This is a genomic window from Pseudomonas sp. UBA4617, assembly GCF_002386445.1.
In the GTDB taxonomy this organism is placed as follows: domain Bacteria; phylum Pseudomonadota; class Gammaproteobacteria; order Pseudomonadales; family Pseudomonadaceae; genus Aquipseudomonas.
Window position 1 is genome coordinate 1,057 of the sequence record NZ_DGIR01000052.1, and the last position, 17,772, is coordinate 18,828.

Annotated in this window: 8 protein-coding genes; 5 read left to right on the forward strand and 3 right to left on the reverse strand. The window is 68.6% G+C overall.

From position 1 onward, the window contains the following. The 5 genes from B4L76_RS21890 to B4L76_RS21910 all read left to right on the forward strand — a co-directional run. The coding region (locus B4L76_RS21890; protein WP_296235206.1) for a TauD/TfdA family dioxygenase at nucleotides 1–1,663 on the forward strand (1,663 nt) is incomplete at its 5' end. Between the two features lie 8 nt (nucleotides 1,664–1,671). Next, on the forward strand, nucleotides 1,672–4,776 hold the full coding sequence (locus B4L76_RS21895) for a non-ribosomal peptide synthetase (protein ID WP_296235207.1): 3,105 nt from the start codon (nucleotides 1,672–1,674) through the stop codon (nucleotides 4,774–4,776). A 4-nt stretch (nucleotides 4,777–4,780) separates the two neighbouring features. Continuing rightward, nucleotides 4,781–9,550 (forward strand): non-ribosomal peptide synthetase, encoded by a 4,770-nt coding sequence (locus B4L76_RS21900; protein ID WP_296235208.1) that lies wholly within the window; start codon nucleotides 4,781–4,783, stop codon nucleotides 9,548–9,550. A gap of 3 nt (nucleotides 9,551–9,553) precedes the next feature. Further along, complete coding sequence (locus B4L76_RS21905; protein WP_296235209.1) at nucleotides 9,554–10,606, forward strand: TauD/TfdA family dioxygenase; 1,053 nt, start codon at nucleotides 9,554–9,556, stop codon at nucleotides 10,604–10,606. Nucleotides 10,607–10,657: 51 nt separating this feature from the next. Next, on the forward strand, nucleotides 10,658–15,277 hold the full coding sequence (locus B4L76_RS21910) for a non-ribosomal peptide synthetase (protein WP_296235210.1): 4,620 nt from the start codon (nucleotides 10,658–10,660) through the stop codon (nucleotides 15,275–15,277). A gap of 296 nt (nucleotides 15,278–15,573) precedes the next feature. Here B4L76_RS21910 and B4L76_RS21915 read toward each other — a convergent pair whose 3' ends face one another. From B4L76_RS21915 to B4L76_RS21925, 3 genes are read right to left on the reverse strand one after another with little or no spacing between them, the layout of a single operon-like run. Further along, entirely contained in the window at nucleotides 15,574–15,852 is a 279-nt protein-coding gene (locus B4L76_RS21915) for a DUF3325 family protein (protein WP_296235211.1), read from the reverse strand. Continuing rightward, complete coding sequence (locus B4L76_RS21920) at nucleotides 15,845–17,392, reverse strand: PepSY-associated TM helix domain-containing protein (RefSeq protein WP_296235212.1); 1,548 nt, start codon at nucleotides 17,390–17,392, stop codon at nucleotides 15,845–15,847. Before B4L76_RS21920 ends, B4L76_RS21915 begins: the two co-directional genes overlap by 8 nt. Next, nucleotides 17,392–17,700: a hypothetical protein gene (locus B4L76_RS21925; protein ID WP_296235213.1), complete on the reverse strand. Its 309-nt coding sequence runs from the start codon at nucleotides 17,698–17,700 to the stop codon at nucleotides 17,392–17,394. Before B4L76_RS21925 ends, B4L76_RS21920 begins: the two co-directional genes overlap by 1 nt. Nucleotides 17,701–17,772: the final 72 nt, after the last annotated feature.

Consider the following 17,772-nt stretch of genomic DNA (forward strand, 5'->3'; position numbering starts at 1 on the left):
CATGCTGCTGCTGGCCAGCTTCGAGCTGCTGCTGCACAGCGTCACCGATGCCGATGACCTGTTGCTGGGCACCGACGTGGCTGGCCGCGAGCACGCCCACCTCGATGGCCTGATCGGCTTCTTCGTCAACGTCCTGCCACTGCGCTCGCGGCGCCTGGCTGGCGAGACGTTGCGCGAGTTTCTCGGCCGCACTCGTGACACCTGCCTGCAAGCCCTGGAACACCAGGCGTTGCCGTTCGACCGCATCGTCGAGGCATTGCAAGTACCGCGCGAGCGCAGCCGCAACCCGCTGGTGCAGGCGCTGTTCGTGCTGCAGAACACGCCGTCGGGCGATTTCTCCATCCCTGGCCTGGAGGTGCGCATGCAGCCTGCGGCCGAGCGCACCAGCAAGTTCGACATGGCGCTGTTCCTCGAACGCCACGGCGACGTCATGCGCGGCGACTGGGTCTACGCCCGCGCCTTGTTCAAGGGCGAGCGCATCGACGCGCTGATCGGCGCCTGGCTGAACCTGCTGCAGCAAGTGGTGGAACAGCCGCACGCCAGCCTTGCCCATTTCACCGTCACGCTGCCCCTCGTGGAGACACCGGCCTTGGCAAAACCCGCCCCCTCGTCCAGCAAGCTCGACAAGCTGAAAAAACTCCCGGCCCGGGCCACCGCACCGCGGCCACTGATCCGTACCGCGCCGCTGCAGGCTGGCCGCACCTTCCCGCTGCTGATCGAGCCACTGGCCGCCGACCTCGACCCGGTGGGCTGGGCACAAAGCTCGCGGGACCTGATCGACACCCTGCTGTGCCAGCACGGTGGCCTGTTGTTCCGCGGCTTCGCCCTGGATGACGCGAAAGCCTTCGAAGCCTTTGCCGAAGCCATTCACCCCGGCCTGTTCGGCGGTTACGGCGACCTGCCGAAAAAGGAAGGCGGGCGCAACATCTACCGCTCCACGCCCTACCCGGAGCGGGAGATGATCCTGTTCCACAACGAGAGTTCGCACCTGCCCCGCGCGCCGCGCAAGCAGTGGTTCTACTGCGAGCAACCGTCGCCGGTCGGTGGTGCCACGCCGATCGTCGACTGCCGCGAGCTGTACCGGCAACTGCCGGCCGAGCTGGCCGAAGCCTTCGAACGCAAGGGGCTGCTGTATTTGCGCACCTTTACCGAACGGCTGGACGTCAACTGGCGGGCATTCTTCAAGACCGACAGCCGCGACGAGGTCGAGGCCCTGTGCCGGGCCAGCCATACCGAATTCCGCTGGCTGGCCAATGACGAGCTGCAAACGCGGACCCGCTGCCCGGCGGTGATCCGTCACCCGCTGAGCGGCGAACCCAGCTTCTTCAACCAGGTGCAGCTGCACCACAGCTTCTGCCTGGACGCCCAGGTGCGCGAAGACCTGCTGAAGATGGTCGGCGCCGAACGCATGCCACGCCAGGTGTACTTCGGCGACGGCAGCCCGATCGACGACGCCAGCATGGCCCTGATCGGCCGCCTCTACGAAGCCTGCGCGGTGCGCTTCGACTGGCAGCGCGGCGATGTGGTGATGCTCGACAACCTGATCGCCGCCCACGCCCGCGACCCATACGAAGGCCCACGCAAGATCGCCGTCGCCATGGGCGACATGCATGAACCGGCCCGGCTGGCCACCCGACACAACGCAACGGAACTGCAGGACTAAAGCACACGATGAACGACGCCATGGAATTGAACCAGGACTTGCCACTGAGCGCCGAACAGGCCCTGGCCGTACAGCTCGGCCGCGCGCCCCTGCACCTTGGGCTGAACCTCGCCGGGCCATTGCAGGCAAGCCGCCTGCACGAAGCCTTGCTGCAGGTGATCCAGCGCCACACCAGCCTGCGCGCGGCCTTGCGCCCTTCGACACTGTACCGCAGCTTGCGCCAGAGCACGGTACCGGCCAGCCTCGACTGGCACCTGCTGGGTAGTGACCAGCACGCCGACGCCCACGCCCTGGCCGCCCAGCCACTGGCTGTCGGGCAAGGCTGCCTGGTGCGCGCCATCCTGCGTTCGCAGGGGGCCGACCAGTGGCGCCTTGACCTGTATGTCGCCGCCTGTGCCGCCGACCGGCTGAGCCTGCAGAACCTGCTGGGCGAACTGGCAGCGCTGTACGCCCAGCCCGACGCGGCCCTGGAGGAGCCGTTCCAGTACAGCCAGTACGTGGAATGGCGCAACGACCTCGACGCCGACGAAGAAGCCCCTGCCGGGCGCGCCTACTGGGCCGGCCTGGGCCTGGAGGCGCTGGCGCCGGTGCGCCTGGGCGGCCTGCGCGAGCCCGCTGCGCAGGCGCCAGGCAACGCCGTCGAGCAGGCCCTGCCCGAAGCCCTGCAAGCACAGCTGGAACACCTGGCGCAACGCAGCGCGCAAAGCGTGGGCAGCGTGCTGCAGGCGGCCTGGTGGGCGTTGCTGGCGCGCATCGGCGGTGACACCAGGTTCATCGGCGGCTGGCAACAGGACTGCCGCTTCGAGTACGAAGCCCTGGCCAACGGCATCGGCGCCTACGAAAAAATCCTGCCCCTGGCCTTGGCACCGCAGCTCGACCAGCCCTTCGACACTTGGCTGCAGCAACTGGCCGAACAGCTCGACGGCCACGCCCAGCAGCAGGAGTACTGGAACGTCAACGACCCTGCGCATACCCTGCAGCGCACGGTCGGCTTCACCTTGGTGCGCGACACCGCACCCTTCACCAGCGGCGGCCTGCACTGGTCGGTCGAGGCCCTGCCCGGCGCCGATGCGGGCTTCGCCCTGGCACTGCAAGCCACCCTCGACGCGCACCAGCGGGTGCTGGCCCTGAGCGTGCAGTCGCCTACCGCGCATTACGCCGAGGCCGATTTGCGCTGCCTGCTGGAGCAATACCTGCACCTGCTGCAGGCACTGGTCGAACAGCCGGCCCAGCGTGCCCTTCTCGAACTGCCGCTGAGCCCGCCGGCGCACCAGGCCTTGCAGCAACGCCTGCGCGGCCCGCAGCGCGACTTCGGTAGCCGCCCGCTGATCGCGCGCCTGGCCCATTGGGCACAGCACACCCCGGATGCAGCGGCGTTGCAGGACGGCGCGCTCAGCCTGACCTACGGCCAGTTGCATGGCCAGGTCGAACAACTGGCGGCCGTGCTGCAGGCGCGCGGCATCGGGCGCGGTGCGGCTGTCGCCCTGCTGCTGCCGCGCTCGGCGCAGCTGCTGCTGGCGCTGCTCGCGGTCATGCGCGCGGGCGCCGCCTATGTGCCACTGGACCCGACCTGGCCAGCGGCACGCCAGCAGCGGATCCTGGCCGATGCCCAGCCGCAGCTGGTGATCGGCGGCGCGCACGGCATCGCCCTCGGCGAATTGCTCGAAGCGCCTGCTGGTGCGGTAGCCAGCGGCGACATCGCCCTGGATGATGCCGCCTACCTGCTGTACACCTCGGGCACCAGCGGCGAGCCCAAGGGCGTAGTGATCGAACATGGCCAACTGCTCAACTACACCGCCGCGATCAGCGAGGCGCTGAGCCTGGCCCAATGCAAGCGCTTCGCCTTGATCTCCTCGGTGGCCGCCGACCTGGGCAATACCACCCTGTATGCCGCGCTGTGGACCGGCGCTTGCCTGGTGCTGGCCGACGACCACGCCAGCCGGGACGCCAGCGCCTTCGCCCGCTTCCTCGAAGACGGGCAGATCGACTGCCTGAAGATCGTGCCGTCGCACCTGGCAGCGCTGCTCGACGGCCAGTCAGCCATCGCCCTGCCCCAGGTGCTGGTGCTCGGTGGCGAAGCCTGCCCTGCGGCCTTGCGTCAGCGCATCGGCCAACTGGCCCCGGCCAGCCGCGTGCACAACCATTACGGCCCGACCGAAACCACGGTCGGCGTCCTCTACAGCCTCGACCAAACGCCAGACCCGCGCAACCCGCTGCCCCTGGAACAGGCCTTGGCAAACACCTGGGTGCGCCTGCTTCAGGCTTCCCCGGCCGGCCTGCAACCAGCACCGATCGGTGCTCTGGGCGAGCTGTACATCGGCGGGGCGCAGGTCTGCCGCGGCTACCTCAACCGGGCCTCCGACGCCTTCATCGACGACCCGCTGCAACCCGGCCAGCGCCTGTACCGCAGCGGCGACCTGGCGCGCCTTTCGGCCAGCGGCCAGTTGCACCTGGCCGGGCGCGTCGACCAGCAGATCAAGATTCGCGGCTTCCGCGTCGAGCCAGGTGAGCTGGAAGCCGCGCTACTGGCCCTGGAGGGGGTCAGCCAGGCCGTGGTGCAGTACCGCGACGGCAAGTTGCTGGCGCATGCCGTCAGCCAGCGTGACAGCGCCGCGCTGCTGGCCGAACTGCGCGGTCGCCTGCCGGACTACCTGGTACCGGCGCAACTGCTGTGCCTGGCCGAACTACCGCGGCTGGCCAACGGCAAGGTCGACTTCGCCGCACTGCCAGGTACCGACAGCCAGGCCAGCGAACAGCACGCGGTGCCGCCGCGCGATGCCCTCGAGGCGCTGCTGGTCGACCTGTACCAGGAACTGCTCGAACGCCCGCGGGTGAGCATCAGCGACAGCCTGTTCGACCTGGGCGGCCATTCGCTGATCGTCATCAAGCTGTGCACCCGCCTGCGCAGCCTGTTGCAACTGGAGGTGGCGCCGGCGCTGGTGTTCGACCACCCGAGCGTAGCGGCGCTGGGCGAAGCCCTGCGCGCCGGCGAAGGCCAGCCCGGCAAGCTGGTGAAGATCGCCGAGCTGCGCCGCCAGCTCGCGGCGCTGTCACCCGAGCAGCGTGCCGCCCTGCAGGCCCGCGCCCAGTCCGCCCCTGTACCACGGAGCTGAAGCCATGCATCTCGACCCCCAGCAACTGGCCGAGCGTATCGCCAGGCTCGCCCCGGAAAAACGCCAGGCCTTCGCTAGCGCCCTGGCCGCGCAAGGCTTCGCCCTCAGCCGCCTGCCCATCGTCGCCGCCGGCGAGCCGGGCCCGCACCCGCTGTCGTGGGCACAGCAGCGCCTGTGGTTCCTGCACCGCCTGGACCCGGCCAGCAGCGCCTACAACATGCCCGCCGCCCTGCGCCTGCGCGGCAGCCTCGACAGCGCGGCGCTGCAGCGCAGCTTTGACCAGCTGATCGCCCGCCATGCGATCCTGCGCACCACCTTCGACGAGGCCAACGGCCAGGCGCGCCAGACCGTGCATGACCAGCTGCCAATGGTCCTGGCCCAGGTGGACTTGTCCTCGCTGCCTGGCGAACAGCGCAGCGCGCGCCTGCAACAACTGATCGACAGCGAGAGCAACCGCCCCTTCGACCTGGGCCAGGCGCCCTTGCGCGGCCTGCTGGCGCGGCTCGCTGCCGACGAGCACGTGCTGGTCCTCAGCGCCCAGCACATTGTTGCCGACGGTTGGTCGCTGGGTATCCTGGTCAAGGAACTCTCCGCCCTGTACAGCGCCGCTGTGCAAGGCCGCGACAGCAGCCTGCCGGCCCTGCCGATCCAGTATCACGATTACGCCGTCTGGCAGCAGACCGGCCTCGGCGACAGCGCCATGGCCAGCGAGCTGGCGTACTGGCGCGAGCAGTTGGGCGAGCAGCAGCCGACCTTGCAACTGCCCACCGACCACCCACGCCCGCGCCAGCCGAGCGGGCGTGGCAGCCGCCATACGTTGCGCATCGAGGCGCCGCTGTGCCAGGCCCTGCGTGACCTGGCCCAGGCCCGTGGCACAACGCTGTTCAGCGTGCTGCTGGGTGCATTCAACGTGCTGCTGTATCGCCTCAGCGGGCAGACCGACCTGCGTGTCGGCGTGCCGGTGGCCAACCGCAGCCGGGTCGAGACCGAAGGGCTGATCGGTTGCTTCATCAACACCCTGGTGCTGCGCTGCCAGCTCGACGGCCAGCTGCGCTTCGACCGCTTGCTCGACACCCTCGAGCAGACCCGCCGTCAGGCCCTGGCCCACCAGCAGCTGCCGTTCGAGCGCCTGGTCCAGGCCCTGGAACCCGAGCGCCAGTTGCAGCATTCGCCGCTGTTCCAGGTGATGTTCAACCTGCTTGACGGCACCACCCCGCGTCGCCTGCAACTGCCCGGCCTGGTAGTCGACGAGATCGAACGCAAGCAGGTCAGTGCGCAGTTCGACCTGGTGCTCACCGTGGTCGAGCGCAGCGACGCACTGGAACTGACCCTGACCGGCGATGCCGACCTGTTCGAACCCGCCACCCTTGCCGAGCATGCCGGCAGCTATGCCACCCTGCTGCACAGCCTGGTGCAGGCGCCCGCCTCGCGCATCGCGCAACTGCCGCTGTACAGCGCCGCGCAACAGCAGCGCCTGCTCGCCGACTGCCAGGCTGCGCTGGACCTAGGCCCGCTGCCAGAGCTGGTCCACCTGCGGCTGGCCGCGCAAGCGGCCGAACAGCCACAACGCATCGCCCTGATCCACGACGACAACACCTGGAGCTATGCCACCCTGCAGCAGCGTGCCGCGCTGATCAGCCGCCACCTGCTGGCCCTGGGCCTGCCCGCCGAAGCGCGTATCGGCCTGTGCCTGCCGCGTGGCCTGGACATCATCGCCGCCGTGTTCGGCACGCTGGGGGCCGGGCTGGCCTTCGTGCCCCTTGACCCGCAATTCCCCAGCGAACGCCTGGCGCACATGATCGAGGATGCCGACATCTGCCTGGTGCTGGTGGCCCCGGACACCGCGTCCTGCATGGCGCCGTACCAGCGCCCGTGCCTGGACGTCACCACCCTGGACGCCGACGCGGCGGCGCTGGCCGGGGTGCCGAGCACGCGCCCGGTACAGCGCGAACAACTGGCCTATGTCATCTATACCTCAGGCTCCACCGGCAAGCCCAAGGGCGTGGCGGTCACCCACCGCTCGCTGGCCGGCTACAGCGAAGTGGCGCGCGCCTATTACGGCGTCGGCGCCGACGACCGCGTCTTGCAGTTCTCGACGTTCAACTTCGATGGCTTTGTCGACCAGCTGTTCCCACCGCTGGTGTGCGGCGCGGCGCTGGTGGTGCGCGGCCCCGAGCTGTGGGACAGCCACGAGTTCCATGCCCGTCTGTACCGGCACCGCATCACCGTCGCCGCCTGCCTGACCACCGCCTACTGGTTCCAGCTGGTGCAGGATTTCGCCCGCCAACCGCACGCCGCCTATGGCGCGTTGCGCCTGGTAAGCGTGGGTGGCGAAGCGATGCCCAGCGCCGGCCTCGCAGCCTGGCGCCAGGCCGGCCTGGGCGCCGTGCGCCTGCTCAACATCTATGGCCCGACGGAAATCACCGTGGTCTCCAGTATCCAGGACTGCACCGCGCTGCTGGCCAGCGAGCCGCTGCCGCTGCAACTGCCGATTGGCGCGCCGCTGCGTGGGCGCGCCTATTACCTGCTCGACCGCGACGACAACCTGGCAGCGCCTGGCGTCCCTGGCGAGCTGTGCATCGGCGGCGAGCTGCTTGCCCGCGGCTATCACGACGTGCCCGGCCTGACCGCCGAGCGCTTCTGCCCCGACCCCTACGGCCGGCCCGGTAGCCGCCTGTACCGCACCGGCGACCTGGCCCGGCGCTTGCCTGACGGCAGCTACGAGTACCTGGGCCGGATCGACCAGCAGGTCAAGCTGCGCGGTTTTCGCATCGAACTCAGCGAGATCGAATCGCACCTGCGCAGCCACCCACAGGTGCGCCAGGCCCTGGCGCTGGTGCGCGAGGACCGCCCAGGGGACCGCCGTCTGGTGGCCTATCTGGTGTTCCACGATCAACCTGTGGATGCCAGCGAACTGCGCCAGCACCTGGCCGCGCAACTGCCGGACTACATGATCCCCGCGGCGTTCGTGAACCTGGCGCAGATGCCCATGACCCCGGGTGGCAAGCTCGACCGCGCCGCCCTGCCGGTGCCGGACTACAGCGCCCAGGGCAGCAACCAGCGCGCCGCACAGAGCGAGCGCGAGCAGCAGCTGCTGGCCCTGTGGCAGGAAGTGCTGGGCGAGCAGGCGATCGCCATGGACGACAATTTCTTCGCCATCGGCGGCCACTCCTTGCTGGCCGCGCAGCTGGTGGCCCGCATCCGCCAGGCGCTGAAACTGGAACTGCCCCTGCGCAGCCTGTTCGAGGCGCCGACCATCGCCCAGCTGGCCATCCTGCTGGACAACGCCAGTGCCGACCGCCAGGCAGCCATCGGCGTCGCCGCGCTGCCGAGCGATGGCCGCCGCGTGCTGTCCCATGCCCAGCAGGGCATGTGGCTGGTGCAGGCGTTGCAACCGGGCAGCGCGGCCTACCACATCCCCAGCGCCGCCCGCCTGCTCGGGCGCCTCGACCTGGCCGCCCTGCGCCAGGCGTTCCAGGCGCTCAGCCAGCGCCACGAGGCGTTGCGCAGCAGCTTCCACGAAGACGACGGCACGCTGTATGTAAAGGTGCAGGACAGCCTCGAGCTGCCGCTGGACTGGCACGACCTCGGCCTGCTGCCGGAAACCGAGCGCGAGGCCAGCGCCCGGCGCCTGCTGGTGGACCTGGCGACCCGCCCGATCGACCTGCGTCAGGCGCCGCTGCTGCGCCTGCACCTGGTGCGCCTGGACGATGAGCTGCACCTGATGCTGCTGGTGATGCACCACATTGTCTCCGATGGCTGGTCGATGGGCGTGCTGGTGCGCGAACTTGGCCAGCTCTACAGCGCGGCGCTGCACGGCACCAGCGCGGCGCTGCCCGCACTGCCGGTGCAGTACAGCGACTATGCCGCCTGGCAGCGCCAGCAGCTCGACGCCGCGACCCGCCAGCGCCACCTGGACTACTGGCGCCAGGCGTTGGGCGAGCCATTGCCGCCGCTCGAACTGTTCAGCTACCGGCCACGCCCCGAGGTGCTCGGCGGCCAGGGCGCACGGCTGTCGTTCCAGGTGGCTGCGACCCCGGCCCAGGCCCTCAGGCAACTGTGCCTGAAGCATGGCGCCACCTTGTTCATGGGCTTGCTGGGCGTGCTGCAACTGAACCTGTATCTGCACAGCGGGCGTACCCAGGCGGTGATCGGCACCGACGTGGCCAACCGCGAACGCAGCGAGACCGAGAGCCTGGTTGGCTTCTTCATCAACCAGCTGGCGTTGCGCGGCGACGTTGGCGGCAACCCCAGCTTCAACGCCTTGCTGCAACGCCTGCGGCCGCAGGTACTGGAGGCCTTCAGCCACCAGGCGTTGCCTTTCAGCAGCCTGGTCGAAGCACTCAACCCGGTGCGTAGCCTGGCCTGCAACCCGCTGTTCCAGGCCAAGCTGGTGCTGCAGAACCAACCCGACAGCTCCCTGGAACTGCCAGGCCTGCAGGTGCTGCCCGAACGCATCGAGCATGGCCAGTCGCAACTGGACCTGCACCTGAGCGTGGAAGAGCACCCGGCCGGCCTGGCCTGCACCCTGAAATACAACACCGACCTGCTCGATGAGCATGCTGCCGGGGCCTTCGCCAGCGCCTTCACGCGCCTGCTCGAACAGCTGGTGATGACCCCCGAGCTGCCGGTGGAAACGCTGGTCCAGCCGCTGCGTGCGCAGCTGCAGGAACAACGCATGCAGCACCTGAGTGCGCGAAGCGAACAGAGCCTGGCCCGCCTGGGCGGCAGCCGTCGCCGCAGCCGCATCACCATCGACTCTATGGAGGGATAACACATGAACGGCCCCGCGATTGCCAAGCTGGGCGGCATGCGCCGCAAACCAATCCGTGTGGACGAGGATTCCCTGGTCCGCTTCACCCCGCTCAACCCGGGCAGCGTCTACACCGCCGTGTGCGAACCGGCCAGCCCCGGCGTCAGCCTGGTCGCCTGGGCCGAAGCCAACCGCGAGCTGATCGAGCGCAAGTTGCTCGAGCATGGCGCGCTGCTGTTCCGCGGCTTCCCGGTGGCCAGCGCCCAGGCCTTCGACGACTGCATCAGCGCGTTGTCCGGCGGCGCGCTGGAGTACAAGTTCCGCGCCTCGCCGCGCACCCAGGTAGACCCGCGCCTGAACATCTACACCTCCACCGACTACCCCAAGGATCAGCGCATCTTCCCGCACAACGAGCATTCCTACTCGCCGGTGTTCCCACTGAAGATCTTCCTCTGGTGCGACGTCGCCCCGCTGGCGCGCGGCGAAACGCCGATCGGCGACACCCGGGCAATCACCCGTGCCATCGATCCCGAAGTGCGTGAACGCTTCGCCCGCCTGGGCATCATGTACGTGCGCAACTATGGCGATGGTTTTGGCCTGCCCTGGCAGACGGTGTTCCAGACCGAGGACCGTGCCCAGGTCGATGCCTACTGCGCCAGTGTCGGCATCCGCACCGAGTGGAAGGCCGACGGCCGCCTGCGCACTCGCCAGGTCGGCCCGGCGCTGGTGCGCCACCCGCGCAGCGGCGAGACGCTGTGGTTCAACCACGCCACCTTCTTCCACGTCAGCACGCTGCCGCCCAGCGTGCGCGATGCCCTGGAGGCCGACTTCGCCGATGACGACCTGCCGCAGAACACCTTCTACGGCGACGGCAGCCCGATCGAACCACAGGTGCTGGAACACCTGCGCAGCATCTACCTGCAGCACATGACCGAGTTCCCCTGGCGCCACGGCGACGTGCTGCTGCTGGACAACATGCTCTCGGTACATGCCCGTAACGAATACGACAGTCCGCGACGCATCCTGGTGTCGATGGCCGAGGCCCTGAACAGCACGGAGGTGGCGCTCAAGCCCTGACGCGCCAGCCTGGTTCACGGTTTCCCTGCCCACCCTTCAAGGTTTTCACACATGTCCAGCATCGCCATCGAGGGCTTCCGCCCCGCCCTGCAACAAAATGCCCACTGGGCCCGTGCCAACGGGCGCGACGACGCCCTGTACCTGACCTTCGCCGTCCCTGACGGTACCGACCTGGCGCGCTTGCGCAGCAGCCTGGCGCAGGTACTGGAGCAGCACGAGATCCTGCGCACGCGGCTGGTGGCCAGCCCCGGCATGCAACAGCCGGTACAGGTCATCGCCGAACAGCTGCACATCGACTGGCGCGAAATCGCTGACCAGCCGTCGCAGGCGGCGCTGCACGGTTTGTTGCAAGAGGCACTGGGCCAGGCCAGCCTGGCAGTGGCGCTAATCCATACGACACCGCTGCGTGCCTGCCTGGCCGTGCCAGCAGCCAACGCCGACTACACCACCTTGCAACTGCTGCTCGACGCCTGGCAGGCGGCGTACCAGGGCCAGCCGGCAGACGAGCAAGCAGTGCAGTTCGCCGACTTCGCCGAGTGGCAATTCGAGCATCTGGGCAGCAGCGACAGCGATGCCGGGCGCGCCTTCTGGCAGCGCCAGCAAGCCGCCGACCAGTACCTGACCTTGCACCCGTTCCAACGCGCCGAGGTTACCGCGTCGGCGCAGCCAGCCTGCCTTGCACAAACACCGGACGCCGCCTTCCAGGACCTGATCGGCAGCGCCCTGGCCGGCCTTGATGCCGCCCCGCAAGCGTTGTTCGGCTACTGCTGGGCGCTGCTGCTCAAGCGCCACCTGGGCCAGCCGCAGGTGCTGCTGGGCTGGGCTGACGATGGCCGCAACAGCGCCACGGCGAACGCCTTCGGGCCCTATGCCAAGCGCCTGCCGCTGTGCCTGGAGCCGGACGACCAGGCCACCCTGGACAACGCTTTGCCGGCTTTCGCCCAGTTGCTCGAACAGGCCCGCACCTGGCAGGAAGAGTGGCCGGCCCAGGCCCAGGACACGCCCTTCGGCTTCCGCCTGCGCCGGCCATTGGCCTCGGCCTGGCCGGTGCTGGCGGTACACGGCGAAACCTGCGCCCACAGCCTGCTGCTGGAAGTGCTCGTGCAGCCGGAAGGCTTCAGCTTCCAGCTGCACTACGATGCCGCCCGTCTGCACGCCGACGCCGCCGGGCTGTTGCTCGATCAGTTCCTCACCCTCTGCCGCCAGGCCAGCGCCACCTGCCAGCAACCGCTGGGCGACGCCTCGGGCATCAGTGACGCTCACCATGCCTGGCTGGCGGCACTGAACCACACCGAGGTGCAGCAGCCAGTGCCGACCTTGCTGCACCAGCTGTTCGAGCACCAGGTCGCCGCCCGGCCAGACGCCATCGCGGTCAGCCACGGCGAGGCACAACTTACCTACCAGGCGCTGGAGGCACGGGCCAATCAGTTGGCGCACCAGCTGCGCCAGGCCGGCCTGGCACCCGGCCAGGCCGTCGGCCTGTTCATCGGCCGCAGCCTGGAGGCGATCGTCGGCATCCTTGGCATTCTCAAGGCCGGTGGCGCCTACCTGCCGCTGGACCCGAGCTACCCGGCCGAGCGCCTCAGCGACATGCTCGAGCAGACCCGCGCCGCCCTGCTGCTGAGCCTGAGCAGCCTGGAAAGCCGCCTGCCCCAGGGCGAATACCGCACCCTGTGGCTCGACCGCCTGGCCGAGCACGACCTGCCCGAACAGCGCCTGGCACCGCTGACCGACGGCGACAGCCTGGCCTACCTGATCTTCACCTCCGGCTCCACCGGTCGCCCCAAGGGCGTGATGGTTTCGCACCGCAACGCCGTGCATTCCACCTCGGCGCGCCTGCTCGCCTACCCGGAGCCGCTGCGGGCCTTCCTGCTGGTCTCGGGGCTGGCATTCGACAGCTCGGTGGCCGGGCTGTTCTGGACCCTGGCCCAAGGTGGGCAGCTGTGCCTGCCGCAGGATGACCAGGTGCAGGACGCCCTGGCCCTGGGCCGGCTGATCGCCGCCCGGCAGATCAGCCACACGCTGATGCTGCCTTCGCTGTACGCGCAGGTGCTGGAACAGGCTGCCGAGCACCTGGGCAGCCTGCGCTGCGCCATCGTTGCCGGCGAAGCCTGCCCGGCCAGCCTGGCCCGCCGGCATAAACAGCAGTGCGCGCAGGCGCAGCTGTACAACGAGTACGGCCCGACCGAGGGCACCGTGTGGTGCAGCTATTACCGCGCTCGTGGCGACGAGCACGGCGTGCTGCCGATCGGCAAGGCGATCGCCAACATGCAGGTGCAGGTGCTCGACAGCCGCCTGCGCCCGGTGGCTGCCGGTGTGATTGGCGAGATCTACCTCAGTGGCGCCGGCATCACCCAGGGTTACCTGGGCCGCCCGGACCTCAGCGCCGAGCGCTTCCTGCACAACCCGCTGAACCCTGCCGGCGGCCTGCTGTACCGCAGCGGTGACCTCGGCCGGGTCAACGCCCAGGGCGACATCGAGTTCCTCGGCCGCCTCGACGACCAGGTCAAGATCCGCGGTTTCCGTATCGAGCTGGGCGAGATCGAAGCACGCCTGCTCAGCCACCCCGGCGTGCGCGAGGCGGCGGTTGTCGCCCTCAGCAACGATGCCGGCGACACGGAACTGGTCGCCTATGTGGTCGCCCGCGATGCCTGCCCGGGCGCCATCGCCCTGCAGGCGCACCTGGGCCTGCACATGCCCGAGCACATGGTGCCGAAAACCTACGTGATGCTCAGCGCCTTGCCGCTGACCCCGAACGGCAAGCTCGACCGCAAGGCCTTGCCGGCACCCGTGCGTGAACGCCGAGCCAGCTACCGGGCACCGCGCAACGAGCACGAAGCCTCGCTGGCGACACTGTGGGCCGAGGTACTGGGGGTCGAGCAGGTGGGCCTGGACGACAACTTCTTCGAACTCGGTGGCCACTCGCTGACCGCCACCCGGCTGGTCTCGCGCCTGCGCAGCAGCCTGGGCATCGAGGTGCCGGTACGTGCGCTGTTCCAGCATTCCACCCTGGGCGCGTTCGCCGAGCAAGCCCTTTCCAAGGCCGAAGCCCCGACGCTGCCAGCGATCAGTGCGCAGCAGCGCCAGGCGCCTTTGCGCCTGTCCTTTGCCCAGGAGCGCCTGTGGCTGTTCGACCGCCTGCATCCTGGCAGCACCACCTACAATGTCCCAGAGGCGGTACGCCTGCGCGGTGCGCTCGACCTGCCGGCGCTGGAGCGCAGCTTCAGCGTGCTGCTGCAGCGTCACGAAAGCCTGCGCACCACCTTCGCCCTGGACGGTGCCGTGCCAGTGCAGCAGGTGCAACCTGCCGAAGCCTTCACCCTGGGCCTGATCGACCTCAGCCGTTTGCCTGCCCCGCAACGTGACCTGCGCCTGCAGCAGGAACTCAAGGCCAAGGCCGAGCACCGCTTCGATCTGGAACAAGGGCCGCTGTTATGCGCCGGCCTGATACGCCTGGCCGCCGACGAACATGTGCTGTGGCTGACCCTGCACCATATCGTGTTCGATGGCTGGTCGATGCGCGTGTTCACCCGCGAGCTGGTCGCGCTGTACAGCGCCTTCAGCAACGGCCAGCCCTCGCCGCTGGCTGAGCCGCAGCTGCAGTACGCCGACTTCGCCCAATGGCAGCGCCGGGAGCTGACCCCGACGGTACTCAAGCCGCAGCTGGACTTCTGGCAGCAGCACCTGGGCCAGGACCGCAGCCTGCTGCAGTTGCCGTGCATGCTGCCGCGCCCGGCCCTGCCCAGCCATCGCGGCGCCGAGCACAGCCTGGTGCTCGGCCCGCAACTGACCCAGGCCCTGCACGCCTACAGCCGCGAACAGGGCTGCACGCTGTTCATGACCTTGCTGGCAGCGTTCAACGTGTTGCTGGCTGGTCACAGCCGGCAGTCGGCAATTCGCATCGGCATCCCCATCGCCAACCGTCATCACCAGGCGCTGGAGGGGCTGGTGGGTTTCTTCGTCAACACCCTGGCACTGCGCACCGACCTGTCCGGCAACCCGCCTTTCGACAGTGTGCTGCACCAGGTGCGTGACAGCCTGCTGCATGCCCATGCCAACCAGGACCTGCCGTTCGAACAATTGCTGCAGGCCCTGCCAGGCGCCCAGCAACACGCCGTGCCGCTGATCCAGGTGATGTTCGACCTGCACCAGGAACGCAACCTGCGTTCTTCGGCGTTCGGCAACCTGAGCATCGAACCGCTGCAGCAAGACCACGGCAAACGCAGCACCTTGTTCGACCTGATGCTCGACGTCAGCGAACGCGAAGAGGGACTGATCGCGACCTTCACCTACGCCACCGACCTGTTCCTGCCGGCCAGTATCGAGGCGTTGGGCGAAGACCTGCGGGCCCTGCTCGAAGCCCTGCCCGGCCAGCCGGCGATTTCGTTCGAGAACCTGGTCCAGCGCCTGCAGCCATTGCCACGAGCCCAGGTTGGGCAACGGCCGGCAGCCCGCGAACAGTTGGCAGCTTTGTTGTGCGAGGTGCTGGAACTCGCGACGCTGGATGAACAGGCGCAGTTCTTCGAGGTGGGCGGCAGCTCGCTAAAGGCCGTGCTGTTGTGCGCGCGGGTACAGCAGATGTGGGGTACCCAGGTACCCGCCAGCCTGGTGTTCCTCAACCCGCAACTGGGTGATCTGCTGAACGTGCTGAGCCGCTACAGCCACGCCTGACGAACAGCTGCGGGGCACCGTCCCCGCAGCTACGGCGGCCATTCAAATGAACGGCTTCAGCCACGATCACCGGCACAGCCGGTGCCAACCACCGCGCCGCCGGCTTCGGGTTGACGCTGCACCTGCAGGAGCAATTGTCTTGCTCATTTTCTAAAAGCTGGCGCGGTCCCTGTGGGAGCGGGCTTGCCCCGCGAACACGGGCGAAGCCCGTGCCATCCACCGCGTCGCCTGCTTCGCGGATAAATCCGCTCCTACAGGTACAGCGTCAACGCGAAGCCGGCGCATCTCACAGTTTTTCATGCCTGGAGCCAGTACAGCAGCAGAGCTACGGCCAAGCCGCACGGCAGCAGCGCAAGCACCCAGAACAGCGCACCCATCGCCAGCCCCAGGCCACCCACGCTCACCAGCAAGGCCAACGCCGATAGCAGCAGCGCCGCCAGCCGCAAGCCTCGCGTGCCGGGAAACTGCCGTGGCTGCAGCACTCGCTGCCAATGCTGCGCCTGGCTCAGGGCCAGGGCCGACAGCCCCAGCAGTTGCAAACCTAACACCGCTACGCTGAGCAGCCCTTCAAGCATCCTCAGTCTCCGCTAACCGATGCGTCATCGCGGCGCGTCGTCGCAAGCGCCAGCCCAGGCTGCCAGCCAGCACCGCGCAGGCCAGCAGTACCAGGTCGACCCCGGCTACTGCCCACAGGCCTTGGCCAAGTGCACGCAGCGGATGATCGCCGGTGCTCCAGGCATTGGCCAGCACCGCCAGCAACGCCAGGGCAGCGATCGCCAGGCACTGGCTTGCCCAAGGGGCACGGGCATGGGCGCAGCGACCAATCACCCACAAGGCGTGCACGCCAGCCAGCAGCCAGACGCCAAAGAATACCTGGACTTCCCAGTCGGCGCGCCCGGCAAGGCCCGCGGGCAAGCAGCGGTTGGCCAGCAGCATGCCCAGCGTGGCGAGTGGCATGCCGGTAATCAGCACGCTGCACAGCAGGGTCATCGCCAACGTGCCCCATTCCCGGCCGGGCTGCTGCAGGCGGCGCTTGGCCAACCAGTACAGCAAGCCGCTGGCAAGCATCACGCAACCACTGAGGCCGGCGAAAAAGTACAACGCGCGCAGCGCCGGTTGATGGAAATGCGCCACATGCAGGCCAGCCAGTAGATCCACGGTCGCCGCCGCTGCGGGCAACTTCGCGGCATGCAGCAAGCGTGCGCTGGCGCCGTCGAAGTACAAGGTTTGCCCGTCCACACTCAGGCGGTCGGCCACGCTGCGGCTGATCTCGACATAGGCATTGGCGTCGCCGGGATGCCACACCCTGACAAATGCCGGCATGCCCCCGCCCCAGTGCTGGCGAGCCTGGGTCAGCATGCCATCGAGCGAGGCCAGCGGCCCCGGGCTGCCGGTTGCCGGGCGGCTGTAGGCAGCATCGGCTTGTACCGCGAACTGCCCGGCCTGGCCGGGGTACAGCGTCTCGATGGCAGCAGGCAGGTACAGCGGAAACAGAATCAGCAAGCCGCTCAGCAGGATCAGCGCATGAAACGGCAAGGCCAGCACACCGGTGAGATTGTGCAGGTCGAGCAGGCGCCGGGGGGCCTTGTTGGCACGCAGGGTGAACAGGTCCTGAAACAACCGCGCATGGATGCACACCCCGGCGATCAAGGCGATCAGCCCGACCATGGCGGCCAGCCCCAACAGCCTGGTACCGAGGTTCCAGGCCTGGATGTTCAGGGTGTAGTGCAAACGGTAGAAGAAGTCGCCGCCACGGCTGCCGGCCACCTCCAGCGCGCCCTGCCCGCCTGGCTGCAGAAAGCGGCTGAAGCCTTCGCGGTCGACACTCCAGGCCTGGAAGCGCAGCAGCGGGCGGCGTGCATCGGGCAATTCGACATACCACTGCAACAGCGCCTTGCCGTCGCTCAGGCTGGCCACCTGGGGCAGCACCTGGCGGTCCAGCGACAACGGCGTGGTGGACGGCGCCGCGCGCAGCGCTGGCAGCATCCAGCTGTCCAGTTCGCGGTCATACAACGCCAGGCTGCCCATGAAGAAGGCGATCAGCAACAGCCCGGAAAAGCCCACGCCGAGCACCCGGTGCGCCCACAGCAAGGCCTGGCGAACACTGTCGAACATCAGCCGGCCTCCACCAGCAGGCGCTGCATGGTCAGCAGCACCAAGGCGCTGGCAGTCAGCCACAGGGCGTTACGCCGAGCACGGCGCGCGCAGAAAAGCCACAGCACCAGGGCCGGGTACAAGACGAAGGCAGCGATCGAACTGCTCAGTACCGCCTCGCTGCGCGCCTGCCCCAGCCAGGCCAGCGTCAACGCAAGTTGGGCGCTGAGCGCCCAGGTGAACAGGTAGGCCAGCAACATCGCCAGCAGCAGCCATAGCGCGCGCTGTCGGCCGTGCCTGGCGGCAGTGTTCGATAAGTGGCGTTTCAACCGGGCCTCCTTGTTCGGCATCAAGTGCAGCGCGACCTCGGCGCAGCATGCCGCCAGGTCACGCCACTGTCA